Consider the following 23,085-nt stretch of genomic DNA (forward strand, 5'->3'; position numbering starts at 1 on the left):
GCGGCGGAGGATCCAACGACCCCTCCTGTCAGTACGCCGGCGCCGACGGAGTCGGCTACGCCTACGCCTACTCCAACGCCCACTCCTACTCCAACGCCGACTCCTGCTTTGCCTTCTGCTCTACCTTCCGCTGCTGAAGCGTTGGGTATTTCGCTGGCTCAGCCCGCGACTTCCTGGGAGGACCGGCCGTTGGTCTTCTCCGGCCAGCTCAGCAACGGTGCGGTGGACTGGTACATCTCGCTCTGGCAGGCGTTGCCGAGCGGCTGGACTCTGCGCGGCGCGACCAAGTCGACGGCGGGTGGCGCGTACAAGATCAGCTACACGCCGACCACTCCGATCCGGACCACCTTCCGGACCGTGATCGGGCCCAAGTTCTACGGCGCACCCGCGATGTCGCCGGCCGTCATCGGAACCGCGCAGGACCGCCGGATCGTGATCAACAAGCCGGCCGCGTCGTACATCACCCTGACCGGCGTCGCCGTCACCGGCTACACGGTCCCCGCGGAGCCCGGACTCGAGGTTGTTCTGCAGGACCTGCTCGGCAGCGGCAAGTGGCGCTGGCTGACCAGCGTCAAGGTTGATGCCAAGGGCAACTTCCGGCTGCCGGTACCGGACAACTTCCCGTCCAGCCGGACGGTCCGGGTGGTCAGCCGCGGGGTGCCGTCGACCGCCGTCGAGGTGTCGCCGACGGCGTGGGTGGTGATCAAGGCCGGCCTGAATCCCAAGGTCTACGCGGTCTCCGCGAGCATGGTGCCGAAGACTTACCGCTCCGGCTGCCCGGTCGGTCCGTCGTCGCTGCGGCTGCTCACGATGAACTACTGGGGTTTCGACGGCCTGGTGCACAAGGGCGAGCTGATCCTCCGCGACGCAGCCGTGCAGAAGATGATCACCGTCTGGACCGCGAGCTTCAACGCGAAGTTCCCGATCCGGCGGATGCAGCGCGTCGACGTGTTCGGCGGCAGTGACATCCGGGCGATGGAGGCGGACAACACCTCGGCCTTCAACTGCCGGCAGGTCACCGGCAACCCATACGCGTTGTCGCCGCACTCTTACGGCTACGCGATCGACATCAACACCGTGGAGAACCCGTACCTCGCCGCGAACAACGTCTGGTACCCGAGCAACGGCCTGTCCTACCGGAATCGCTCCTGGATCCGCGCGGGGATGCTGTTCACCAACAGCACGCCGACCAAGTCCCTGGTAGGCCAGGGCTACTTCTGGGGCGCGAACTGGAGCAAGCCCGACTACCAGCACTTCCAGCCCAGATGAGAGTCGTTCTGGGTGTCGTCGCAGCGGCCGGGCTGCTCGTCGGCTGTAGCCCCGCCGCGGGTGACAAGGCTGCTGCGCCAACCAGCACGCCGATCCCGAGCACTGTGGGCGGGACTGTGCCGGTTCCGACGGTCACGCCCAGCACCGCGAAACCCACAGATGCTGCGCAAGCCCCGGACTTGCCGGAGCAGGCCACTGCACCTCCGCCTGTTACTGCTGGTCCGGTGTCGTCGGAGAACCTTCCGGCCGCGGACAAGTTGGGGAAGGGGTGGAAGTCGTACGTGGATCCAGGTGGGGCCGAGGAGGGGTTCCTGGGCAACCAGAGCTTCACCCGTCGGCGTGATGCGCATCAGGCCGCCTTTGAGGCTCTCCCGGTCGGCTGCGCTGGGCAGTTGCCGAAGGGGGCGCTCCCAGTCCCGCAGTACGCGCTGCAGGCCTCTTACCGGACCGGTGCGGACGGACCTGCGACTGCTTTGCTCCTGCGGTTCTCTGATGCTGGGAAGGCGTCTGCGTACTACCGCGGCTACCAGGCCCGCATGTCTGCTTGTGGGAACACCGCGGACGCCCAGCTCGCCGTACGCGGGTTGTGGTCGGAGGAGACGGCCGCTGCTGCGGTACGCCGGTACGCCGGGGCCGAGTCGTTCGTGGAGGTGTCAGTGGTTCGGGGGACGACGGTCGCGCTGCTGGCGGCTGCGTCGGGCGAATCGGCTGACCCCGACGTGGGGTGGACGCGGACCGTCGTACCGGAGCTCCAAGCTGTGATCGATTCGCCGTAAAGATGTACTACCTTTCAGTTTTTGTTCGACCTAGACTCCGAATATGGGTGACTTCGACCGGTATGAGCGGCTGACGGCCGAGCTGGACCCGCCGTTCGCCGTGGTCGATCTGGCCGCTTTCCGGCGGAACGCGGCCGACCTGGTCCGGCGGGCTGCCGGCACGCCGATCCGGGTGGCGTCCAAGTCGGTGCGATGCCGTGCGCTGATCGCGGAAGCGCTCGAGCGGCCCGGGTTCCACGGGGTGATGGCCTATTCGTTGCCTGAGGCACTCTGGTTGGCGCGCAACGGCGTCGACGACATTCTGATGGGGTATCCGACCGTCCACCGTGCCGCCCTGCGGGAGCTGGCGCGGGACGCCGACGCGGCCGCGCGGATCACGTTGATGGTCGACGATGTCGAACACCTCGCTTATGTGAAGCGGGCTGCCGGTGGCGGCGAACGGATCCGGGTCTGCCTGGACGTGGACGCGTCGCTGCGGGTCTTCGGGCAGCACCTCGGCGTTCGGCGGTCGCCGCTGCGCACCCCGGCCCAAGTGGTCGAGCTGGCGCGCACGGTGGTCGCCGATGATGCGTTCGAACTGGTCGGGGTGATGTTCTACGAGGCGCAGATCGCCGGGCTGCCGGACACCTCGCCCGCGGTGCGCTGGGTGAAGCGGCGGTCTGCCGCCGAGCTGGCGGAGCGGCGTGGTGCGGTGGTCGACGCGGTCAAGCAGGTGGCGCCGCTGCGGTTGGTCAACAGTGGCGGGACCGGCAGCGTCGAGATCAGCAGCGCCGACCGGGCCGTCACCGAGGTCACCGCCGGCTCGGGGCTCTACGGGCCGACCCTCTTCGACAAGTACGACATCTTCCAGCCGGAGCACGCGGTCGCCTACGCACTCGGCGTCGTACGGCGGCCGACGGCGCGGATCGCGACGACCTTCGGTGGTGGGTACGTCGCGTCGGGGCCGGCCAAGAAGTCGCGGCTGCCGTTGCCGTCCTGGCCGCTCGGGCTGAAGCTGCTCGGGACGGAAGGCGCGGGCGAAGTACAGACTCCGGTGCAGGGGGAGAACGCGCGCGGGCTGAAGATCGGCGACCGGGTCTGGATGCGCTATGCCAAAGCGGGCGAGATGCTGGAAAGATTCGATCGGCTGTACGCGATCGACGGCGACCTGGGCGGTGGCGTGGGGAAGGTATCTGGCACCGAGCTGACCGAGCTGCTCAGCTACCGCGGCGAAGGGAAGAACTTCGGATGAGCACCTGGCGGAACTGGGCTGGTACCGAGTCGGCGACCGGGGTGGAGGTGCTGCGGCCGTCGTCCACCGACGAGGTCGCGGCGATGGTGAAGGCGGCGACCGAGCAGGGCAAGCGGGTGAAGGCGGTCGGCGCCGGGCACTCGTTCACCGGCTGCTCGGTACCGGAGCGGGTGATGATCCGGCTGGACGGTCTGTCGTCGATCGTCTCCGCGGACAAGGCGTCCGGACGCGTGACCGTGGGCGCCGGGACCGGGCTGGGCAAGCTGAACGCCGGGCTCGCGTCGTTCGACCTGGCGATGCCGAACCTCGGCGACATCGACAAGCAGACGATCGCCGGCGCGATCTCGACCGGCACGCACGGGACCGGCGCCAAGCTCGGCGGCCTGGCCACCCAGGTCGCCGGCCTCACGCTGGTCACCGCCGACGGGTCGGTGCTGACCTGTTCCGCCGAGGAGAACGCGGATGTCTTCTCGGCGGCCCGGATCTCGGTTGGCGCGCTCGGCGTTATCACGTCGCTGACCTTGCAGTGCGTGCCCGCCTTCCTGTTGCGAGCGCAAGAGATGCCGTTGCCGCTGGGCGAGGTGCTCAGCGGGTTCGACCAACTTGCCGATGGCAACGATCACTTCGAGTTCTACTGGTTCCCGCACACCGATCTCGCGCTGACCAAGCGGAACAACCGGGTGCCGCCCGGGATCGGCCCGTCACCAGTCGGCCGGTTGCGTGGCTGGGTGGACGACGAACTGCTGTCGAACAAGGTGTTCGAGCTGACGAACCGGTTGGCGGTCCGGCGCCCGTCACTGGTCCCGCGGATCAACCGGATCGCGTCCCGTGCGTTGTCCGCACGCGAGTACGTCGACACGTCGTACAAGGTCTTCTGCTCGGAGCGGAACGTGATCTTCCGCGAGACCGAGTACGCCGTACCGCGGGAGCGCGTGGTCGACGTACTGAATGAGCTGCGCGCGTGGATCGACCGGTCGGGTGAGCGGATCCCGTTCCCGGTCGAGGTCCGGGTCGCGGCGGCCGACGACATCTGGTTGTCCACCGCACACGGCCGGGACACGGCGTACATCGCCATCCACCAGTACCACCGCCTCGATCACAGCAGGTACTTCGCCGCCTTCGAGCAGATCGTGGCCCAGGTCAACGGCCGGCCGCACTGGGGGAAGATGCACAGGCTCACCGCCGACCAACTCCAAGCGCGGTACCCGCGCTTCGACGACTTCCTCGCCGTCCGCGACCGCGTCGACCCCCAGCGCGCCTTCACCAACCCCTACACCCGCCAGGTCTTCGGCAGCTGACCACTGTCGGTCTGGTGCCCTAGCCTGCCTTTCATGAATCCATCGCCGTTGGAAGCACTCCCCGAAGACTGGCAGAAGGCCCTGGCGGTCGTCGCGCACCCGGACGATCTGGAGTTCGGCGCCGCCGCCGCGATCGCGCGCTGGACCGCGCAGGGCAAGGAGGTCGTCTACTGCCTCCTCACCTCAGGGGAAGCCGGTATCGACGGCATCCCGCCAGCCGAATGTGGCCCGCTCCGGGAGGCCGAGCAGATCGAGTCGGCCCGGATCGTCGGCGTCAGCACGGTCGAGTTCCTCGGCCAGCCCGACGGCACCATCGAGTACGGCGTCCCGCTCCGCCAACTGATCGCCGAGGTGATCCGCCGGCACCGGCCAGAGATCGTCATCACCAACAACTTCCGTGACACCTGGGACGGCGACGTCGCGCTCAACCAGGCCGATCACATCAACACCGGCCGCGCCACCCTGGACGCCGTCCGCGACGCCGCGAACCGCTGGATCTTCCCCCACTCCGGCGACCGCTGGAACGGCGTACGCCAGGTCTGGGCCTCAGGTTCCCCCAACAGCCGCCACGCCGTCGACACCACGGACACCTTCGATCTAGGCGTCCAGTCCCTCCGCGCCCACGACGCCTACATCACCGGCCTCAACTGGCCCGACTTCGACGCGGGCGAATTCCTCGAAGGCTTCTCGCGCACCACCGGCACCCGCCTCAACACCAAATACGCCGCTCCCTTCGAGGTCTTCACCCCCTGAGCACGTTCAGCCGCGCGGGAGGTCTCGTTCGGCCTGGAGGTGGGGTGGGTTGGGGAGGGGTTTGCGGGGTTCGCGGTCGCCGGCTGAGCCGGGGTCGGTGGGGCCGGGGCCGACCCAGGAGCGGACCAGGGTGCGGCCTTTGCGGGTGAGGCGGATCAGGTCGATCTGCTGGACCTTGGTGGCCGGGATGCCGAGTTGGGCGAGGCTGCGGTTCGCCATCAGGGCGGCTTCGTCGGACTTGCGGGGGCTCAGTTTGTGCTGCAGGACGATGGCGATGCGGCCGTCCGGCAGGTCCTCGACCCGCTGGAAGCGCATGCCCTTGTCCAGGCTGTGCGAGTTGAGGGCCAGGTCTAGGTAGTCGGCGGAGGTGAGCCGGTGGTCGAGCCGGGCGCGGGCGATGACTTCGTACTGGGCCATGTCTCGATCATGCGTTGTCCGCCCGGTGTTTTCCAGAAATGCCCGCCGGACCTGCCAGACTCGTAAAGGCGGCGAGCAGGCCGAAGGAGGCGCAGGCACCGTGGGGCAGCGAGAAGTCGCCCAGGTCGAGACCTGGCAACCACCATGGTGGCTGCTGGTGTTCGGCCCGCTCTGCTGGCTCCTGGTCGTGGCGCTGGTGCTCCGGGAGCGTGGCTGGGTGCTCGCCCTGGTCACGTTGGTCCTGCTGGCGCCGATCGGGATGCCGCTACCGCCGTTGTTGCGGTGGGTCCGCCGTCATCGCCGGCTCGACGGCGCGTACGCCGGGCCGCCGGTCTTCGCCGCGGCCATCCTGCTCACCGAACTCCCACTCTGGCTCTGCACCGCAACGGCGCTCACCGCGTTGCTGCTCGGCCTGCTGCTCACCACTGTTCGGGACCTTGCCCACGAATAGTTGTCAGAGCTGGAGCACCTGGCTTGCATCGGCGTAGACGGCGGGGGAGGCCAGGGATTGCCAGCGGGGGATGAGCTCTTGGAGGTACGCGCGGAGTCTGGAGCCTACGGCGGGCGCATGGTCGAGGACGTCGAGCTCGTTGACGATGGTGAGGTCGATGAGGTCGCGGAGTTCTTCGGTGCTGAGCTCCTCCGACGTGCCCGTGAAGCGATCGGTGACGGTGCGGTGCTCGGCCAGATCACGCCAGCTGGTCTCGCGTTCGCAGGAACCGTAGCGATAGACGAGGAGCTCCGCCTCCGGGCCGATCACGGCCTCCAGGACCGGGCGCTCCTGCTGCCAGTCGAACAGATGGGTCGGGAAACCATCCGTCCCGTACGCCGCGTGCGCGAGGCCGGCGATCACCAGGGTTTCGCTCGCGCCGAGCGACGTCAGCCGCTTGGCGACGCGGTGGAGGTGGACGTAGAGGGTCCCGCCGGCGTGGTCGAGTTCGTCGGCGCCACGTACCAGCAGCAGTGATCCCAGGTCTTGGAATGTGCCCATCTGACCCCCTTCGGTAAGGAGCGGTCAGTCCCGCCCGGAGTACCCGGAAGGCAACACCGTACGATGTCCGGCCCATCCGCGCCCAGGAACACGGCGTGCCGAGTTAGTCACATCGTTACCCAGACGCCAGCTGGATTTGACGTGCTGGGCCCGGTCCGTGGGCCGGGCCCAGCACGCTCCTCATGTCCTGAGGGCTCACCGGACGCCTGGTGGGCACCTCAGGGGACCACGGCCGGTGGCGGGGGAAGGCCGCTGCCGGCTGCGGGACTGGGTTAATCGGCGAGCTCGGCCAGCGCCTTGCGGGCTGCCTCCAGCTCGGCCTCCAGGGCGGCGACCTTCGCGGCCTGCTGCTCGCGGGCGGCCTCGATGACCTCGTCGATCGGCGTGGAGATGTCCTCGTGCAGCTCCTTGGCCGCTCGGGAGACGGCCGCGGCGGCCACGGCGAGGTTGCGCGCCAGGTAGGTACTGCCCTGCTTGAGCTCGGCGTGCCACTCGCCGTCGGCCGTGCCGGTGACGGTGAGGGTCAGCTCGAGGGTCTTGGTCTTCTTCGCCGCGGCCTTCTTGGCCGGCGCCTTCTTCGGCTTGGCCGCGGAGCTCTCGACGGCAGCGTCCTCGACGGCCGGCTCCTCGGCCCCGGTCTTGGCCTCGACCTCAGGGACGGCAGGAGAAGAAACGAGCACGCCTTCAGGAGTGTCGTTGGCTTCGGTCTGCGGTTCTACTGCCAGAGTGTCTACAGTCATCGTTGCGGCGATTCCCTTCGGTGACATCGCCCGCCGCGGCGGGCTGGCGCTGAGACTGTATTAGAACACATGTTCGACCCCAGCGCCAAACCCGCCACTCGCCGCCCGCGACACTCCCAAGGACTGTCAGGCGGTGTGCTCCTTGCGGTCACCCGACCAGTCAAGGTGGTAGGCGCCCTCGCGGTCCACCCGGTGGTAGGTGTGCGCGCCGAACAGATCCCGCAGCCCCTGGATCAGCGACGCCGGCAGCCGTTCCGCGCGCAGCCCGTCGTAGTACGCCAGTGCCGCCGCGAAACCAGGTGCCGGTACGCCGACCGACGCGGCCGTCGCGACCACCCGGCGCCACGCCTCCTGGCCGTTCGCCACGGCCTCCTTGAAGTAGTCGTCAACGAGCAGCGAGGGCAGGTTCGCGTCCCGGTCGTACGCCTCCTTGATCCGGTCCAGGAAGCGCGCCCGGATGATGCACCCACCACGCCAGATCGTTGCCATCGCACCCAGGTCGATGTTCCAGCTGTACTGCTCACTGGCGGCCCGGATCGCGTCGAACCCCTGCGCATACGCGACCAGCTTCGACGAGTACAACGCGTGCCGGACGTCCTCGATGAACGCGGCCCGATCCACGTCCGCCTTCGCCTCCGAAGGCCCAGGCAGTACGCCGGCCGCGGCGCGGCGTCGTACGACGTCACCCGACAGCGAACGGGCGAACACGGCCTCGGCCATGCCGCTCACCGGGATGCCCAGGTCGAGCGCGACCTGCACGGTCCACCGGCCGGTGCCCTTCTGCTCGGCCTGGTCCAGGACCACGTCGACGAACGGCTGCCCGGTGGACTCGTCGACCTGGCTCAGCACCTCCGCGGTGATCTCGATCAGGAACGACTCCAGGTCGCCGGTGTTCCACTCGCGGAACACGTCGGCGAGCTCGGCCGGGCTGAGGTCGAGCACGTGCCGGAGCAGGTCGTACGCCTCGGCGATCAGTTGCATGTCGGCGTACTCGATGCCGTTGTGCAGCATCTTCACGAAGTGGCCGGCGCCGTCCGGGCCGACGTGCACGCAGCAGGACTCGCCGCCGACGTGCGCGGCGATCTTGGTCAGCATCGGCTCGAGCGCGGCGTACGACTCCGGCGAGCCGCCCGGCATGATGCTCGGGCCGTTCAACGCGCCCTCCTCGCCGCCGGAGACGCCCGCGCCGACGAAGTGCAGGCCCTTCTCCCGCAGCGCGTTCTCCCGCCGCCGGGTGTCGGCGAAGTGCGCGTTGCCGGCGTCCACGACGATGTCGCCCTGGTCGAGCAACGGCACCAGTTCGTCGATCACCGCGTCGGTCGGTTCGCCGGCCTTGACCATGATGATGATCCGGCGCGGCTGCTCGAGCGACGCGACCAGCGCGGGCAGGTCGGCGGCGGGGACGAACTCACCCTCGTGGCCGAACTCCTCGACCAGGGCGTCCGTCCGGGCCTGGGACCGGTTGTGGACGGCGACGCGGAAGCCGTTGCGCGCCAGGTTCCGGGCCAGGTTGCGGCCCATCACCGCAAGGCCGGTGACGGCGATCTGGGCTGGAGCTGAGCTCATGGAATCTCCTGCTGATGAGGGCTGGAAAGTCTGACTGCCGGACCAGTCTGTCGCTCCGGGCGGCAAGACGGTCCATCGGGTAGCCAACCCGTGGACAACGGGTCCCATTCCGGCTCTCGGACGTACTGCGCACGCCCGCGCGATCTAGCAGAGCGTGTGCACGAAGTAAACGGCTTCGAGCTCTTCTCAAGCACCCGGCGCCAATGGTAGACATCTGAGAAATCGATTTCCCGAGATCGCCCTGGAAGGTCCGCCCATGACCAGGTTGCTGCGCCGCCTCGCGCTCCTCGCCTCAGCTGTTCTTGTTGTCCTACCGCTCATCTCCGCGCCGGCCTCAGCCACCAATACGTCGTACGGCGCGGGCGGCAAGGGTCCGGTCGGGTGGGATGTCTATCGGCACCTCGATCGGTTGCCCGAGTTGCAGACCGGCTTCCGGACCAAGCAGTTCTCCAGCTTCGGCCGGGACGGCACCAACAACGACGGCTTCGACGGCAAGTACTCCTGCCTGCGCACCAGCACCGCCGGCTGCGTGATCGCCGAGGACGCCGGCCCGGGCGAGCTCGGCACGATCTGGTTCACCCGGGACGGCGGCGACGTCACCAATACCGGCAAGATCACCATCGAGCTGGACGGCAAGTTGGTCCTCGACCACAGCCTCCAGGACGTCGTCGACGGCAAACTCGGCGCGCCGTTCGTCTACCCGCTCGTCGCCAACGCGGTCGAGACCAGCGGCGGCGTCTACCTCCGCGTCCCGATGCCGTACCGCGAGTCGATGCGGGTGACCGTGCAGAGCAACCCGTTCTTCTACCACGTCGGCTACCGCGAGTTCCCCGACGCGAACGGCGTCACCACCTTCGATCCGACCGACAAGGCGGAGGACGTCGTCAAGCTGCTCGCCGACGCCGGGTTCAAAGACCCCAAGCCGGCGAATCCCGCGGCCAAGACGTCCACCACGACCGTGAACCTTGCCCCCGGCAAACAACTGACGCTGGCCGATCAGCGCGGTCCCGGCGAGGTCAGCGCGATCCGGCTGAAGCTCCCGGAGATCGTCGGCCTGGAGCTGAAGTCGTTCGCCGACGACGGTCGCGCGTTCGTCGGCGCCAGCCAGTTCACGGTCAAGATCGACCCGGCCAACACGGGGGTGAAACTGACCCGCCGGATGGATCTGCGGATCGGTAACCAGCGGGCCAAGGTCCTCGTCGACGGCGTCCAGGTCGGCGAGTGGGCGCCGCTCAAGGCGGCCGGTGCGCAGTGGCACGACCAGGTCGTCCAGCTCCCGGCGAGCGCGACCGCGGGCAAATCGCAGATCACAGTCCGGAACGAGTTCATCTCCTCCGACCTGGACTTCAACGAGTTCACCTACTGGGTCGACTCGATCGTCGGCGGCACCCCCCAGCGCACCGACACTCTCGACCTAGGCGCCGAACATCTCGCCGACGAGCAGGCGCACGCGTACTCGATCAGCCAGCAGGTCTGGTCCGGCACCCACGCGATGACGTACGCCGCGACTCCCGAGGACGGCGAACGCGTGCGGCCCTCCGACTCGATGCTGGCCGGCGTCCGCCTGCAGGTGAACATCGACGGGGTCAAACGAGTCGACGCCCCGATCGGCGAGTTCTTCGGCTCCGGCCTGGGCGAGAACCCGGTTCGCAGCCTGTTCTTCGCGATGGATCCCGACGGCTGGTACTCCGCCTGGTGGCCGATGCCGTACGCCGGTCGCGCGACCGTCACGCTGACCAACACCTCGCAGTACAAGGTCACCGGTACGGCGGAGGTGACGGCGGCCCAGAACGCACAGAAGGCGGTCGACCTGATCACCGGGAAGACCGGCTACTTCACCGCGATCTCGCATCGGGCCGAGCCGGTCATGGGCCAGGACTGGACGATCGCGAACACCACCGGCCGGGGCAAGTTCGTCGGCGTCTCGCAGACCATGGAGGGCCTGCAACCGGACGGCAACACGCGCGGCTACCTCGAGGGTGACGAGCGCGTGTACGTCGACGGCGAGCGCACGCCCGCGATCCACGGCACCGGGACCGAGGACTACTACGAGTCCGGCTGGTACTTCAACCGGGGCACGTACTCCACGCCGTTCCACGGGAACTCGGGCCACGAGGTGCAGGCCGGTTTCTGTACGGTCGAGTGCGACAGTGCATGGCGGCTGCACATCACCGACTCGATCGAGTACCAGAACCAGCTCGGGTTCGGGATCGAACACGGCCAGCAGAACGACCACGCGGCCGTCTACGGTTCCACGGCCTTCCTGTACTCCGCGGCGACGTTCGGTGCGCGCGAGACCGATCGGATCGACGTTGGTTCCGCCGCCAGCCGCGCACAACACGCGTATGCCGATGGTGGTGCGCAGGCTGACCTCTCATCTGTCTATGAGGGCGACCATGACGATATCGTCCTGACCGACCAGGTCCGCTCGACGACCGGGCCGATCCGGTTCGACGTGAGGATCGATCCGGTCAACCGGGGCGTGACGTTACGTCGTACCAGCGATCAGGACGTCGCGTGGCAGTCCGCCAAGGTGGTTGTCAACGGCAAGGATGCTGGGACGTGGTTGCAGCCGCTCGGCAACGACCGGCAACGCTGGCTGGACGACAACTTCCAGGTCCCGTCAGCGCTGACCTTCGGCAAGTCCAAGCTGAGCATCGAGCTGAGGCCGACCGGACCTGCGTGGACCGCATCCTCGTACGTCGTGCAGTCCTTGGTCATCCCGTACGCCGACCGGCGCGCGCCGTCGACCGTCGAGAACGTCACCGCAACTGGTCGTCCGGACAACGCGATCGCATTGGCCTGGTCAGACGCGTCGGACGAGACTGGGATCGCGCGCTACAACGTCTACGCGAGCAAGAGCGGCGGGGCTGAGCGGTTGGTCGGGAGTAGTACGGTCCCGGGCTTCCTGCACAAGGGGTTGGGATTGACGGAGACCTGGAACTATCGGGTGTCGGCCGTCGATCTGGCTGGGCACGAGAGCGCGAAGTCCGCGGTGGCCGAGGCGACCTCGGGGAGCACGATCAGGGTCGAGGCTGAGTCGCTGTTGCCGGCCGTGTCCGCCACGGTGCCGGTGGATCCGCAAGGCAACTGCTGCGGGGTGAGCTGGTCCGGTGGGAGTCAGTTGTGGATCCACGGGTCCAAGGTTGGTGACAAGGTCGTCCTCGAGTTCGCGGTGCCGACGTCGGGTACGTACAAGTTGTCCTCGGTGCTGACCAAGGCGGCCGACTACGGGATCGCGGAGGTCAGCGTTGACGGAGGCAACCAGGTGACTTTCGATGGGTATGTTGCCTCCGGTGTTACCACACAGCGGGTTGATTTGGGCGCCGCGACTCTTGCCGCTGGCAAACATCAGCTGGCGATCACGGTGACCGGCAAGAATCCCGCCGCGACCAACTACCTGGTCGGCGTGGACCTGCTCGATTTGGAGCTCAGCTGATGAGCTGGCTGCGGTCCGTCGTCGGAATGGTGGTGGTGATGATGAGCGCGGCAGCGGGTCTGCCGGCCGGAGCGACCTCCGACGAGGTGCGGAACACGCCGCTCGTCCGGGTCGACAAGGTGGTGGCCGCAGGCAACTTCACCAAGGTCTACGACCCGAGCGTGGGCGAGACGGAGCAGTGGTACTACAACGACCACACGTTGGTTCAGGACCAGAAGACCGGCACCTGGCATGTCTACGCGATCACGCACGCCGAGCCGGCGAACCCGCTCGACGAGAAGAGCTTCGGCCACGCGACCGCGCCGACGCCGAACGGCCCGTGGACCAAGCAGCCGCCTGCGCTGGTCGCGGATCCGGCCGCGGGGGAGAGCCATATCTGGGCGCCTTACGTGCTGTACGAGGCGGGCACCTACTACATGTACTACGCGGCCGGGACGCCCGACCACACGGCGTACCGGATGCATCTGGCGACCTCGACGGATCTGGTGCACTGGACCCGGAATGCGGCGAATCCACTCTTCACCGACGGCTTCGACGGGCGCGACCCGATGGTGCGACGGGTGGGCGATCAGTGGGTCATGTATTACACGGCGAATTCGACGCCTGCCGGAGGCAACCACATCGTTGCCTATCGCACCAGTACGGATCTGCGGCACTGGAGCGACCGGAGGACCGCGTTCCAGCATCCGGCGACCGGGACCTTCGGCGGGCCGACGGAGTCGCCGTTCGTCGTACAACGCGGGAGTGATTGGTATCTCTTCGTGTGCTGCGACGGTGGTTATGAGGTTACGAAGGTCTACAAGAGCAAGGATCCATTGAAGTTCAGCGTCGACCAGGTGGCGGGGACGATCGCGGCGCATGCGGCCGAGGTGGTTCAGGACGGGGCCGACTGGTGGGTCACAGGTGCGGGCTGGGGCAAGGGTGGGCTGTACATCGCGCCGCTCGACTTCGACCGGGTCCAGGTGACGATGGGCCGGATCGTGAGCACGCAGTACTACCGCGCGACGATCGAGACCCAGCCTCGTACTGCGCTCACCCGGCTGGAGGTGGATCCGTCGGGTCAGGGGCGCTATCGGCCGGCGCTCGACTCGTCGTCGCGATCTACCGCGCCCTATCTGGCCGTGGGGAACTTTGGAGCGACGGACACGGCCGGTCCGACCGAGCGGGTCGAGTCGCGGCGGGATCGGTTGATGTTGAGTGGGATCACGTTCAACGATGAGCCGGTGACCGCGGACTGGTCGTTCGCCTTCGGTTTGCGGACCTTCGACATGTCGTTGCGGTGGAACGTCAATGGTCAGACGACGGCAGTCGTCTGGGAGGTCGCGTTGAACGTCGACTCCGCGTTGGCGGATCTCGGTGATCCCGGTGGCTTTGGTCGGGGCGGAGATGTCGCGGGGCTGCCGTCGTGGTCGATGGCGACCGGTCCGGGGTTGAGCGTGGTCACGGCGTACAAGGCTGGTTCGGCGTGGTCGGCGGACAACCACTGGTACGACCCACCGAACGGCGCCGTCGCCTGGCAACCGCTCTGGCAACCCGGTGGACGCCCGCTCCCGCCCGGCGCGTATCCGGGCGGCATCTATCGCTTCGGCTTCTCGCCAACCGAGCGAGATGTCGCCTTCGCGGAGCAACTGGCGGACGGCTTGGGCTGACCTGGCTTGAACTAAGGTCTGACGGGTGAGCACTCTCAGCCTGGATCCCCGGCGTACCGCCCTGATCCTGATCGATCTGATGCCGCGGATCATCGCGCTCGACACGGCCCCACTGACCGGCCGCGAGGTGCTGGAGCGTTGCGTCGCGCTGGCGCAGGCGACCCGGACGGTCGGTGGGCTCGTCGTGCACGTCCGGGTCGAGCGCCCGGGCGTCGGCGTCCAGCCCGAAGGCAGCGAGTTGGCTCCCGAACTCGACCCTCAGCCGGGCGACCTGGAGATCGTCAAGCGCACGGTCGGCGCATTCCATCAGACGGGTCTCGACGACGCCCTCCGTGCTCGCGACATCAGTACGGTGGCCCTGGCCGGTATCGCCACCAACTTCGGCGTCGAGTCCACTGGTCGAGTTGCCGACGAGCACGGCTACGACACGCTCTACCTCACCGACGCGATGACCGGGCTGGACGGCCATGCCCACGATTTCGCCGTCTCCTATGTCTTCCCGAGGTTCGGCACGACCTGCACCGGCACGGAGTACGTCGCCGCCCTCAGTGGGTGATCCGATGACGACCGCATGGATCGCGATCGTCGGTACGATCATCGGCGCTTCCACCTCCTACTTATTCCAACGCCTGACGCTACGGCGAACCGAGGGTTTCGCCCGCAGCGAGCAGCTCCGGGCCAGGCGGATCGACGCGTACAGCGAGTTCGCCGAGAAGGTGATGGAGTGGCGGCGAGCCCAGACGATCCGGCTGAGGAGACGCATCGAGGACGGCAAGGCAGCAGACGACTACGACGCCCTGCGAGCCGAAAGCCAGCGGATGCGGGCACAGGCGTGGTCGGCGTTCTACAAAGTGAAGCTGCTTTGCGGAGACCCGGCCATCGAGCAGCTCGCCCTGGCCGCGATCGAGGCAACCCATGAGATGTGGGCTGCGCTCGATGGCGAAGACGAGGTCGGGGGCGATCGCCGGCGGCTTGACGAGCTCGGTGAGCTGGTGCGCGAGCGGCTCGATCGGTTCCTGGAGGCCGCCACGGTACAGGCGCTCGGTGGGCAAGGTAGGCGCAGGCTCGGCTGAGGCACTGGATATCTCCCGTGCTCTCGACCTGACAGCAGGCGGGCTCAGCACCTACCGTCGTTGACGGGGGTGGCAGATGAGCCGGTTCTCCAGGGCAGTGCTGGTCGCGGGAGCTGTCGTCGTGGCGTTGGCGCCGGTGACCGGCGAGCAGCAGTGTGACGATTCCGGCAGCTGTGTGACGGTTTTCCAGAGCTTCTGGGGTCTGGCGCTCGGCTCTCAGGAGGCGCTGGCCTGGATTCCGGCGGTCCTGGTCGGGACTGTGCTGGCCGTCTTCGTGTTCCGCAAGTCGAAGCGCCGAAGGAAGAAGGACGGTTGAGGCGTGCGGGTGTCCAGGTAGCGGATTCGGCGGCGGATGTGTGAAAAGTCTTGGCTGGGGTGGATTTGTCAGGACTTAAGTGGCGGATGTTTGTTCTTGTGCGACTGGTTCGCGTGCGTGTTCATGTACCGCTTCGGCACGGTTCACCACGTGTTGTATCCAACTGGTGACGCTCCATACCGACTGCTCTGGGGGAGAGGTTGGTGAGGAGACCGGTGGGGGTGCGGATGCAGTTCCTCGACGATCCGCGAGGAGGTGAACGACTCTGGCGGCTCCTGTCCGGGAACAATCGCCCCCTGGCCATGGGCCGCGGCGGCAGTCGGGCACCGCGCGACGAGCTGGCGGCGGTCCGTCGGCTGGTTCGCGAAGCGGAGCCGAAACTGCGCCGGGATCCCGATGGCAAGTGGCGCTGGGAGATCTCGGCGAACGGCGGTCCTGATGTCCAGTGTCCCGGCGTGTTCGCGCGCCGGGTCGACGCACGTCGGGCGTTCCATCGATTCACCCAAGCGGTCGAACAGGCCGAAGTGACCTCGGCCCAGCTGTCCCCTGTGCTGATCCAACGAGAGCTGATGATCCAACGAGAGCCGGAGCGGTGAGCGAATCCACTGTCCAGCAAACCCCCCGCCGGCTGCGAGCCTCGCTCGCGCCGTCCGACCTGATCTTCCGGCTGGTTGCCCGTGGTGGCGGCGGCCTGGTGCTGCTGATCACCGGTGGCATCGGCGTCTTCCTTGCCTACCAGGCGAAACCGACCCTGCAGACGTACGGCTGGAAGTTCTTCACCGAGCAGGCCTGGCAGCCCGAAGCAAACCAGATCGGTGTCGCGGCCGTGCTGTTCGGCACCGTCGTGATCGCCACGATCGCGATCGCGCTTTCCTTCCCGGTCGCACTGGCGACCGCCCTGTTCATCACCGAGTGGGCGCCGCGCGGGCTGAAGAAGACCCTGGTCGCGCTGGTCGACTTGATGGTCGCCGTACCGTCGATCGTCTACGGCCTGTGGGGCTTCTTCCTGCTGCAGCCTTGGATCATTCACCTGTCCCGCTGGATCACCGACTTCTTCGGCTGGATCCCGATCTTCCGGGTCGACTCCGATCCGGACGCCGCGATCTTCGACGGCGCGACGTACGCCTCCTCGGCCTTCATCGCCGGCGTGGTCGTCGCGATGATGGTGATGCCGATCGCCTGCGCGGTGATGCGCGAGGTGTTCGACCAGACGCCGATGGGTGAGCGTGAGGCCGCGCTGGCGCTGGGATCCACCAGTTGGGGTGTGGTCCGCGCCGTCGTGCTGCCGTTCGGCCGCGGCGGCATCATCGGCGGCACGATGCTCGGCCTCGGTCGCGCGCTCGGCGAGACGATCGCGGTGGTGATGATCGTGTCGCCGCTGTTCGAGATCAACTGGCACGTGCTGCAGTCCGGCTCGATCACCATCTCGTCGATGATCGCCCTCCGGTACGGCGAGGCGTCGGGCTCGCAGTTGAACGCACTGATGGCGGCCGGTCTGGTGCTGTTCATCATCACGCTGATCGTCAACCTGATCGCGGGATTCGTCGTGTCCCGCAGCCGCAGCGGCGCCGGAACGGAGATCTGAGCCGATGACCGTCACCCGCCCACCGGAACTCGGTACCGAGAACCCGTTCCTGCCGCCCACCGACGACGTGACGCCGATCGAGCAGGCCGCACCAATACCGCCGGAACCCGAGCGACGCCGCCTTCGGGTCGTCGATGTCGAGGACCGGGCCTGCCTGGCCGGCTCGGCCGCCGCCGGGCTGTCGCTGACGTGGGTGCTCTACAGCCGGATCCTGCCGACCGAGGGAACGCTGGGCTTCATCGTCTGCTGGTGGTTGTCGTTCACGGCCTTCTACCTGCTGATCACCGGACTACGGCGTGGTCGCGTGGTGCTCGCCGACCGGTTCGCAGTACTGCTCGCGCACAGTGCGGCCGGCCTGATCGGGATCGCGCTGGCCAGTGTCATCGGCTACACGCTGTACCGCGGTCTCCGGGCTCTTGGCCACTGGAACTTCTTCACCAGCGACCTGCGGACCGCGGGACCACTCGAGCCGCTGTCGGCAGGTGGTGCACTGCATGCCCTGGCCGGCACGCTGATCCAGATCTCCATGGCGATCGCGGTCACCCTGCCGCTCGGGGTACTGTGCGCCGTCTATCTGACCGAGGTGGGCGGCCAGGCGTCGAAGCTGGTCCGGTCGGTGGTCGAGGCGATGACCGCGTTGCCGTCGATCGTGGCCGGCCTGTTCGCGTACGTCGTACTGCTGATCGGCCTCGGGATGCGGCTGTCCGGATTCGTCGCCGCGATGGCGATCTCGGTGATGATGCTGCCGATCATCGCGCGGTCCGCCGAAGTGGTGCTGCGGCTGGTACCGAGCGGTCTGCGGGAGGCGTCGCTCGCGCTCGGGGCGACGCAATGGCGGACGGTCTGGTCGGTGGTGCTGCCGACCGCGCGACCTGGTCTCGCGACCGCGCTGGTGCTCGGCACCGCCCGGGGGATCGGGGAGACCTCGCCGGTCCTGCTGACCGCCGGATTCACGACGTACCTGAACCTCAATCCGTTCTCGGGACCGATGGTCTCGTTGCCGCTGTTCACCTTCAAGATGTCGCAGTCGCCGGAGGAGAACTACATCAGCCGGGCCTTCGGCGCGGCCGCGCTGTTGCTCGTCCTGGTGCTGTTGCTGTTCGCCTTCTCCCGCTGGATGGCCAGTCGTGGCCGGTCCGGTACGCGCTGAAACCCACCCTCCGAGAGGACATTGATCATGCGACGACCGACCTCCCGCCCAGGGCGTCGGCTCCGCAACCTGGTGCTCGCGCTGCTGCTCACCTGTGCGGTGGCGATGATCGGCGCGCCTTCGGCGGGCGCCGGGAGCACCGCCTATGCCCCGATCTACGGCACCGGTTCGACCTGGTCGCAGAACGCGCTCGACCAGTGGATCCGCGACGTCGAGCCACTCGGCATGCGGGTCGAGTACGGCGGCGGCGGGTCGTCCCGTGGCCGGCTCGACTTCGCCAACAAACTGGTGGACTTCGCGATCAGCGAGATCCCCTACCAGGGCAAGGATCCGCTGACCGGTGCGGACGACACCTCGGCCGGCCGGCCGTACGCCTACATGCCGATCGTGGCCGGCGGTACGGCGTTCATGTACCAGATCAGGGTCGGTGGCCAGTTGTACCGCGACCTGCGATTGTCCGGCGACACGATCACCAAGATCTTCACCGGCAAGATCACCAACTGGAACGACGCGCAGATCACCCGCGACAACAACGGCAAGAAGCTGCCCAACAAGAAGATCATCCCGGTCGTGCGGTCGGACGGCTCCGGGACCACGGCTCAGTTCACGATCTGGATGAACACCCAGCACAAGGCCGTGTGGGAGAGCTTCTGCCAGTCCACCCAGGGCCGGGCCTGCGGGCAGACGTCGTACTACCCGACCAAGAACTTCCCGGCCGTGAAGTCGCAGGGTGGGTCGAGTCAGATGGCCGGCTACATCTCGGCGAGCTACGCCGACGGCGCGATCGGGTATGTCGAGTACTCGTATGCGCTGGGCAAGGACTACCCGGTGGCGAAGGTGCGCAACAACTCCGGGTACTACACGTTGCCCACGGCGTACAACACCGCGGTCGCGCTGACGAAGGCGCAGATCGAGACCAACCCGAGCTCGCCGCTCTACCTGACCCAGAAGCTCGCCGGGGTCTTCAACCACACGGACCGCCGGACGTACCCCCTGTCGTCGTACTCGTACATGATCCTGCCGACGTCGAACCTCAGTACGTCGAAGGGGCAGACGCTCGCCGACTTCGCGTCGTACTTCCTCTGCAAGGGTCAGCAGAAGGCCGCGCCGCTCGGGTACTCGCCGCTGCCGCTCAACCTGGTGCAGGCCGCGTTCAGCCAGGTCGCCCGGGTGCCCGGCAGTCCGTCGACGGCGACCGACATCACCAAGTGCGGCAACCCGACGTTCGACGGCAAGAACCTGAACCGCAACGTGCTGGCCGACGTGGCGCCGCAGCCGCTCGCGTGTGACCACGATGGCGCCGGGCCGTCGATCAACGGGGTCTGCCCTCCTGGTGGTCCGAACAGCCCTAACAACCCCGGTGGACCTAACAGCCCGAACAACCCGAGCAACCCCGGTGACGGCAACGGCAACGGGAATGGCACCGGCACGGGCACCGGTACCGGAACGGGTACGGGGACCGGCACCGGGACCGGCGAGAACAACGGCACCGGCACCGGGACAGGAACCGGCACAGGTACTGGCACCGGAACCGGCACGGGGACCGGCACAGGCACCGGGACCGGGACCGGCACGGGCACCATCGATCCGAAGACCGGTCAGCCGATCCCATCCGCGTCCACCTCCATCGACCCGGAGACCGGGCAGGTGGTCAATGCCTCGGGCAACAACAACGCCTACCAGCCGACCGGCAGCGTCACCGAGCTGAACGGCGATCGTGGTGGCGGCGACATGCTGCGAAACCTCGGCCTGTTGACCGCCGTCGAGGTGCTCCTGGTCCTGCTGGTCCCGACCCTCGTCTCGCGGTACCTGCAGCAGAAGCGGGCGGGCAAGTGACCGCTGTCGATACGGCGCCACCCCGCGCCATCACCCGAACCGCGCCGGCGCGGGTCAAGGCAAAGGTCAAGGCTGAGCTGGACCTGCGGCCGCAGCTGACCGCCGATGCGCTGCGGCTCTTCGCCCTCGGGATCATCGGGTTCATGGTCTACGTGCTGATGATCGGTGCGCTGCAGTTCAACCGGGCCCAGGACGTCGCCTACGACAAGATCCGGGGGCAACTCGCCGAGGCGACCGCCCCGCTCGGTCCCGGTGTGGTCGCGGGCGACCCGGTCGCGGTCCTCGACATCCCCGGTCTCGGTCTGCGCCAGGTGATCAAGGAAGGAACCACCGGCTCGATCCTGCGCGACGGTCCCGGCCACCGGGCGGACACACCGCTGCCCGGGCAGGCCGGCGTGTCGGTGATCTACGGGCGCGGCCTGACCTTCGGCGCGCCGTTCCGGAGCGTGCCGAACCTGATCACCGGCACCAAGTTCGAGATCGCCACCGGGCAGGGCCAATACACCTACCAGGTGATCGGCGTCCGCGGGGCCGGCGATCCGCTGCCGGCCAACCTGGCGCAGGGCGGGTCGCGGCTCACCCTGGTCACGGCCGAGGGCAGTCCGTTGCCGTCCGCAACGGTCTACCTCGACGCCGACCTGGTCGAGGGGCAGGTGCAGCCGGACCCGGCGATGCGGATCTCCCGGGTGCCGGCCAGTCAGCAGGCGTTCGGGGTCGACCTGTCGGGCGTACTGCCGCTGGTGTTGTGGCTCGAGCTGTTGATCCTGGCCATCGCCGGGGTGGTCTGGTTCCGCAGCCGGATCGGCCGCTGGGAGTCGTACCTGGTCGGCGCGCCGATCGTGCTCGCGGTGGTCTGGCGGGTTTTCGAGCAGATCGCCGGGCTGCTGCCGAACCTCATCTGAATTTCTGTTAACTGGTCATTCCCATCGGCTGAACAAAAGTACCGAAAAGGCGTTTCCTCCGATTCCGTCCCTACGATTACGTCCGGGTTCCCCACCGCCGGGGAATTGCTTTCGCTCGGGGGCGGTTGCCGGCTGCGGGTAATTCCACTCGCCGCCGTTGAGCTTTCTGGGAGGAAACTCAGCATGAATCCGATGATCAGGCGCGCGGTGCTGGCCGGCTCGGCCCTCGCCATCGCTGCCGCGGTCTCCGTACCGGGTGCCTCGGCGGCGACGAGCGCTGCCCTGTCCTACACCGAGTCCGAGCCGGCCACCGCCGCCGGACAGAACGACAGCGCCTCATCCGCTCAGCGCCTGTACGCCTTCGGCACCGCCAGCTGGAAGAACCCAGCCGCGACGGTCCAGGGCACCCTGTCCCCGAGCCCGGTGGCCATCGCGGCTGGCGAAGAAGACAACGGCGCCATCCCGCTGGCGACCGCGACAGGTATCGGCACCGACGATCGTGGCGCGATCAGCACGACCGGCCAGCTCGGTGACGGCCCGCACGGCACCCTCGGCGACAAGACCGGTGACTTCGACTTCTACAAGCTGACAGGCACCGCCGGGCACACCCTGACGGTCAACACCGACGGCTCGCTGGCGAGCACCAACACGGTGGTCGGTGTCTACAACGCGGCCGGCGAGTTGCTGGCCTCGGACGACGACAGCGGCGCCGGCCTGCTGAGCAAGCTGGTCTACACCGTTCCGGCGACCGGCGACTACTACGTTGTTGTCGCCGGCAAGAGTCCTGCCGGTGACTTCTCGGCCGACCCGAACAACTCGGGCAGCGGGCACGGTTCGGCGGACACCGGCACGTACCAGGTGCTGATCGCGGCGGCCCCGCTGGACAAGGACCTCTACGCGGTTCAGCTCGCCAAGGGCGACGTCCTCGGCGGCAGCCTCGCCGCCACCGGCAAGCGGCTGACCGTACTTCGGCCGAACGGCACGCAGGCCGTCAGCTCCGACCTCAGCGTCACCGCGAAGCTGCCGGCGTCCTCGCCGCTTCCGCGCGGACCCGTCGACTTCGCGTACGTCGCGGAGGCGGCCGGCTGGTACGCCGTGTCGGTGACCGACGGATTCGGCCCGTACGACCTGACTCTCGGGGCGTTCCGCTCGAGCACCGAGACCGCCGCGACCGAGCAGACCTTCTTCCTCGACTTCGACGGCGGCCAGATCGACACCGCTCCGCTCGGCGGCACTGGCGTTCGCCAGCTCTCCGGTCTCTCTGCCTTCCTGCCCAACTGGGGCCTCACCAGCGCCGACGAGTCCGCGGTGATCAACAAGGTGGTCGCGGTGGTGACCGAGAACGTCAAGAACGACGTCAAGTCCAAGGGCCTCAACCCCTACGTCGACGTGAAGTTCCGGAACAGCCGGGACGACGCCGACAGCTTCGGTACGGCGAACGTGTCGCGCGTGGTCGTCGGCGGCAGGACCGCCGAGTCCGGCCTCGGCCGCGTCGGTACGGCGCAGTCGATCGACCCGGGCAACTTCGCCCACGAGGAGACCGCGCTGGTGCAGCTCGACCGGGTCAGCGCGGCAAGTGGCGCCATCAGCGTCAACACCTACCTGACCGCGAACAGCGACCGGATCGCGTTCGTCGGCCAGGCGCTCGGCAACCTGGTGTCGCGGGAGATCGGCCACCTGGTCGGCAACTACGACACCGACCAGACCAACCCGGTCGCCAACCTGATGGATGCCGATGGCAACTTCCCGGGCCTGTACGGCGTGGGCGCGGACGGCTTCGGCGGTACTGCGGACGACGTCGATGTCGACTTCGGCAAGGACAGCTACGCCCCGGCGACCGGCCTGACCGGCACCCAGGACACGCTGAATGTCGCCGCCTGGGGTCTGAGCAAGCCCTGCAACTGAGAACTGACAGAAGGGCATCGTGAGAGGCAGGCTGTTTCTGGCCGCGGCGCTGACCGCGGTGCTGATCACGATGACGACCGGACCGGGTTGGTGGGCCGCGGTCACGACGTACAACCAATCGGCGGAATACGCACGCGAAGTGCTCGATCGGTCAAACGAATAAGCACGCGCCAGCCTGAGTGACGTTTC

22 protein-coding genes are annotated in these 23,085 nt (G+C 67.8%); 18 read left to right on the forward strand and 4 right to left on the reverse strand.

Annotated features, from left to right (window positions below; genetic code table 11):
* The first annotated feature begins 141 nt into the window (after positions 1–141).
* The 5 genes from EV643_RS22970 (at position 142) to EV643_RS22990 (ending at position 5,327) form a co-directional block, all read left to right on the forward strand.
* The gene (locus EV643_RS22970; RefSeq protein ID WP_238165733.1) at positions 142–1,269 is read left to right on the forward strand and encodes a M15 family metallopeptidase; all 1,128 of its coding nucleotides are present in this window, start codon (positions 142–144) and stop codon (positions 1,267–1,269) included.
* A gap of 224 nt (positions 1,270–1,493) precedes the next feature.
* Entirely contained in the window at positions 1,494–2,045 is a 552-nt protein-coding gene (locus EV643_RS22975) for a hypothetical protein (RefSeq protein ID WP_133802175.1), read from the forward strand.
* Positions 2,046–2,088: 43 nt separating this feature from the next.
* Entirely contained in the window at positions 2,089–3,276 is a 1,188-nt protein-coding gene (locus EV643_RS22980) for an amino acid deaminase/aldolase (protein ID WP_133802176.1), read from the forward strand.
* Positions 3,273–4,574, forward strand: a complete 1,302-nt coding sequence (locus tag EV643_RS22985) for a D-arabinono-1,4-lactone oxidase (RefSeq protein WP_133802177.1) — start codon at positions 3,273–3,275, stop codon at positions 4,572–4,574. Before EV643_RS22980 ends, EV643_RS22985 begins: the two co-directional genes overlap by 4 nt.
* 33 nt (positions 4,575–4,607) lie before the next feature.
* Entirely contained in the window at positions 4,608–5,327 is a 720-nt protein-coding gene (locus EV643_RS22990; RefSeq protein ID WP_133802178.1) for a PIG-L deacetylase family protein, read from the forward strand.
* Between the two features lie 6 nt (positions 5,328–5,333).
* On the opposite strand, the gene EV643_RS22995 is transcribed toward EV643_RS22990, so the two are convergent.
* Positions 5,334–5,744 carry a hypothetical protein gene (locus EV643_RS22995; RefSeq protein WP_133802179.1) on the reverse strand — a complete coding sequence of 137 codons (411 nt, stop codon included), beginning with the start codon at positions 5,742–5,744 and terminating at the stop codon, positions 5,334–5,336.
* 100 nt (positions 5,745–5,844) lie between these two features.
* Between EV643_RS22995 and EV643_RS23000 the strand changes: the two genes are divergently transcribed.
* A complete protein-coding gene (locus tag EV643_RS23000) occupies positions 5,845–6,195 on the forward strand; it encodes a hypothetical protein (protein WP_133802180.1) in 351 nt (116 codons plus the stop codon).
* A gap of 3 nt (positions 6,196–6,198) precedes the next feature.
* Here EV643_RS23000 and EV643_RS23005 read toward each other — a convergent pair whose 3' ends face one another.
* From EV643_RS23005 to gnd, 3 genes are all read right to left on the reverse strand, one after another.
* A complete protein-coding gene (locus tag EV643_RS23005) occupies positions 6,199–6,735 on the reverse strand; it encodes a DUF6817 domain-containing protein (protein ID WP_133802181.1) in 537 nt (178 codons plus the stop codon).
* A gap of 272 nt (positions 6,736–7,007) precedes the next feature.
* Positions 7,008–7,475 carry a DUF6319 family protein gene (locus tag EV643_RS23010; RefSeq protein WP_133802182.1) on the reverse strand — a complete coding sequence of 156 codons (468 nt, stop codon included), beginning with the start codon at positions 7,473–7,475 and terminating at the stop codon, positions 7,008–7,010.
* A gap of 126 nt (positions 7,476–7,601) precedes the next feature.
* A complete protein-coding gene (gene gnd, locus EV643_RS23015; RefSeq protein ID WP_133802183.1) occupies positions 7,602–9,041 on the reverse strand; it encodes an NADP-dependent phosphogluconate dehydrogenase in 1,440 nt (479 codons plus the stop codon).
* Between the two features lie 256 nt (positions 9,042–9,297).
* Here gnd and EV643_RS23020 point away from each other — a divergent pair, with 256 nt between their 5' ends.
* The 12 genes from EV643_RS23020 to EV643_RS44240 all read left to right on the forward strand — a co-directional run bounded on the left by EV643_RS23020 (position 9,298) and on the right by EV643_RS44240 (position 23,059).
* Positions 9,298–12,480, forward strand: coding sequence for a DUF2961 domain-containing protein (locus EV643_RS23020; RefSeq protein ID WP_133802184.1), 3,183 nt, complete (start codon positions 9,298–9,300; stop codon positions 12,478–12,480).
* The gene (locus tag EV643_RS23025) at positions 12,480–14,129 is read left to right on the forward strand and encodes a glycoside hydrolase family protein (RefSeq protein ID WP_133802185.1); all 1,650 of its coding nucleotides are present in this window, start codon (positions 12,480–12,482) and stop codon (positions 14,127–14,129) included. The genes EV643_RS23020 and EV643_RS23025 overlap by 1 nt, the downstream gene beginning before the upstream one ends.
* A gap of 25 nt (positions 14,130–14,154) precedes the next feature.
* A complete protein-coding gene (locus tag EV643_RS23030) occupies positions 14,155–14,685 on the forward strand; it encodes an isochorismatase family protein (RefSeq protein ID WP_238165734.1) in 531 nt (176 codons plus the stop codon).
* Positions 14,686–14,689: 4 nt separating this feature from the next.
* Positions 14,690–15,202 (forward strand): plasmid transfer protein KilB, encoded by a 513-nt coding sequence (gene kilB / locus EV643_RS23035; protein ID WP_133802186.1) that lies wholly within the window; start codon positions 14,690–14,692, stop codon positions 15,200–15,202.
* Between the two features lie 76 nt (positions 15,203–15,278).
* Entirely contained in the window at positions 15,279–15,518 is a 240-nt protein-coding gene (locus tag EV643_RS23040; protein WP_133802187.1) for a hypothetical protein, read from the forward strand.
* Between the two features lie 203 nt (positions 15,519–15,721).
* On the forward strand, positions 15,722–16,114 hold the full coding sequence (locus EV643_RS23045) for a hypothetical protein (protein ID WP_133802188.1): 393 nt from the start codon (positions 15,722–15,724) through the stop codon (positions 16,112–16,114).
* Entirely contained in the window at positions 16,111–17,103 is a 993-nt protein-coding gene (pstC, locus tag EV643_RS23050) for a phosphate ABC transporter permease subunit PstC (RefSeq protein WP_202869713.1), read from the forward strand. Before EV643_RS23045 ends, pstC begins: the two co-directional genes overlap by 4 nt.
* Before the next feature lie 4 nt (positions 17,104–17,107).
* Entirely contained in the window at positions 17,108–18,253 is a 1,146-nt protein-coding gene (gene pstA / locus EV643_RS23055) for a phosphate ABC transporter permease PstA (protein WP_133802189.1), read from the forward strand.
* A gap of 27 nt (positions 18,254–18,280) precedes the next feature.
* Positions 18,281–20,089, forward strand: a complete 1,809-nt coding sequence (locus tag EV643_RS23060; protein ID WP_133802190.1) for a phosphate ABC transporter substrate-binding protein PstS — start codon at positions 18,281–18,283, stop codon at positions 20,087–20,089.
* Complete coding sequence (locus tag EV643_RS23065) at positions 20,086–20,991, forward strand: sortase domain-containing protein (RefSeq protein ID WP_133802191.1); 906 nt, start codon at positions 20,086–20,088, stop codon at positions 20,989–20,991. The genes EV643_RS23060 and EV643_RS23065 overlap by 4 nt, the downstream gene beginning before the upstream one ends.
* Before the next feature lie 183 nt (positions 20,992–21,174).
* The gene (locus EV643_RS23070) at positions 21,175–22,896 is read left to right on the forward strand and encodes a PPC domain-containing protein (RefSeq protein WP_133802192.1); all 1,722 of its coding nucleotides are present in this window, start codon (positions 21,175–21,177) and stop codon (positions 22,894–22,896) included.
* A gap of 19 nt (positions 22,897–22,915) precedes the next feature.
* Positions 22,916–23,059 (forward strand): hypothetical protein, encoded by a 144-nt coding sequence (locus tag EV643_RS44240; protein WP_166665540.1) that lies wholly within the window; start codon positions 22,916–22,918, stop codon positions 23,057–23,059.
* Positions 23,060–23,085 lie beyond the last annotated feature (26 nt).

This window comes from Kribbella caucasensis (assembly GCF_004361855.1).
GTDB lineage: Bacteria > Actinomycetota > Actinomycetes > Propionibacteriales > Kribbellaceae > Kribbella > Kribbella caucasensis.

What these genes read in the sequence shown, in the direction of transcription:
- gnd (WP_133802183.1), bottom strand. Translation starts at nt 9,041, where the DNA reads ATGAGCTCAGCTCCAGCCCAGATCGCCGTCACCGGCCTTGCGGTGATG.
- EV643_RS23070 (WP_133802192.1), top strand. Translation starts at nt 21,175, where the DNA reads ATGAATCCGATGATCAGGCGCGCGGTGCTGGCCGGCTCGGCCCTCGCC.
- EV643_RS23060 (WP_133802190.1), top strand. Translation starts at nt 18,281, where the DNA reads ATGCGACGACCGACCTCCCGCCCAGGGCGTCGGCTCCGCAACCTGGTG.
- pstA (WP_133802189.1), top strand. Translation starts at nt 17,108, where the DNA reads ATGACCGTCACCCGCCCACCGGAACTCGGTACCGAGAACCCGTTCCTG.
- EV643_RS22990 (WP_133802178.1), top strand. Translation starts at nt 4,608, where the DNA reads ATGAATCCATCGCCGTTGGAAGCACTCCCCGAAGACTGGCAGAAGGCC.
- EV643_RS22985 (WP_133802177.1), top strand. Translation starts at nt 3,273, where the DNA reads ATGAGCACCTGGCGGAACTGGGCTGGTACCGAGTCGGCGACCGGGGTG.
- EV643_RS22995 (WP_133802179.1), bottom strand. Translation starts at nt 5,744, where the DNA reads ATGGCCCAGTACGAAGTCATCGCCCGCGCCCGGCTCGACCACCGGCTC.
- EV643_RS23005 (WP_133802181.1), bottom strand. Translation starts at nt 6,735, where the DNA reads ATGGGCACATTCCAAGACCTGGGATCACTGCTGCTGGTACGTGGCGCC.
- EV643_RS22980 (WP_133802176.1), top strand. Translation starts at nt 2,089, where the DNA reads ATGGGTGACTTCGACCGGTATGAGCGGCTGACGGCCGAGCTGGACCCG.
- EV643_RS23040 (WP_133802187.1), top strand. Translation starts at nt 15,279, where the DNA reads ATGAGCCGGTTCTCCAGGGCAGTGCTGGTCGCGGGAGCTGTCGTCGTG.
- EV643_RS23025 (WP_133802185.1), top strand. Translation starts at nt 12,480, where the DNA reads ATGAGCTGGCTGCGGTCCGTCGTCGGAATGGTGGTGGTGATGATGAGC.
- EV643_RS23020 (WP_133802184.1), top strand. Translation starts at nt 9,298, where the DNA reads ATGACCAGGTTGCTGCGCCGCCTCGCGCTCCTCGCCTCAGCTGTTCTT.
- EV643_RS23010 (WP_133802182.1), bottom strand. Translation starts at nt 7,475, where the DNA reads ATGACTGTAGACACTCTGGCAGTAGAACCGCAGACCGAAGCCAACGAC.
- kilB (WP_133802186.1), top strand. Translation starts at nt 14,690, where the DNA reads ATGACGACCGCATGGATCGCGATCGTCGGTACGATCATCGGCGCTTCC.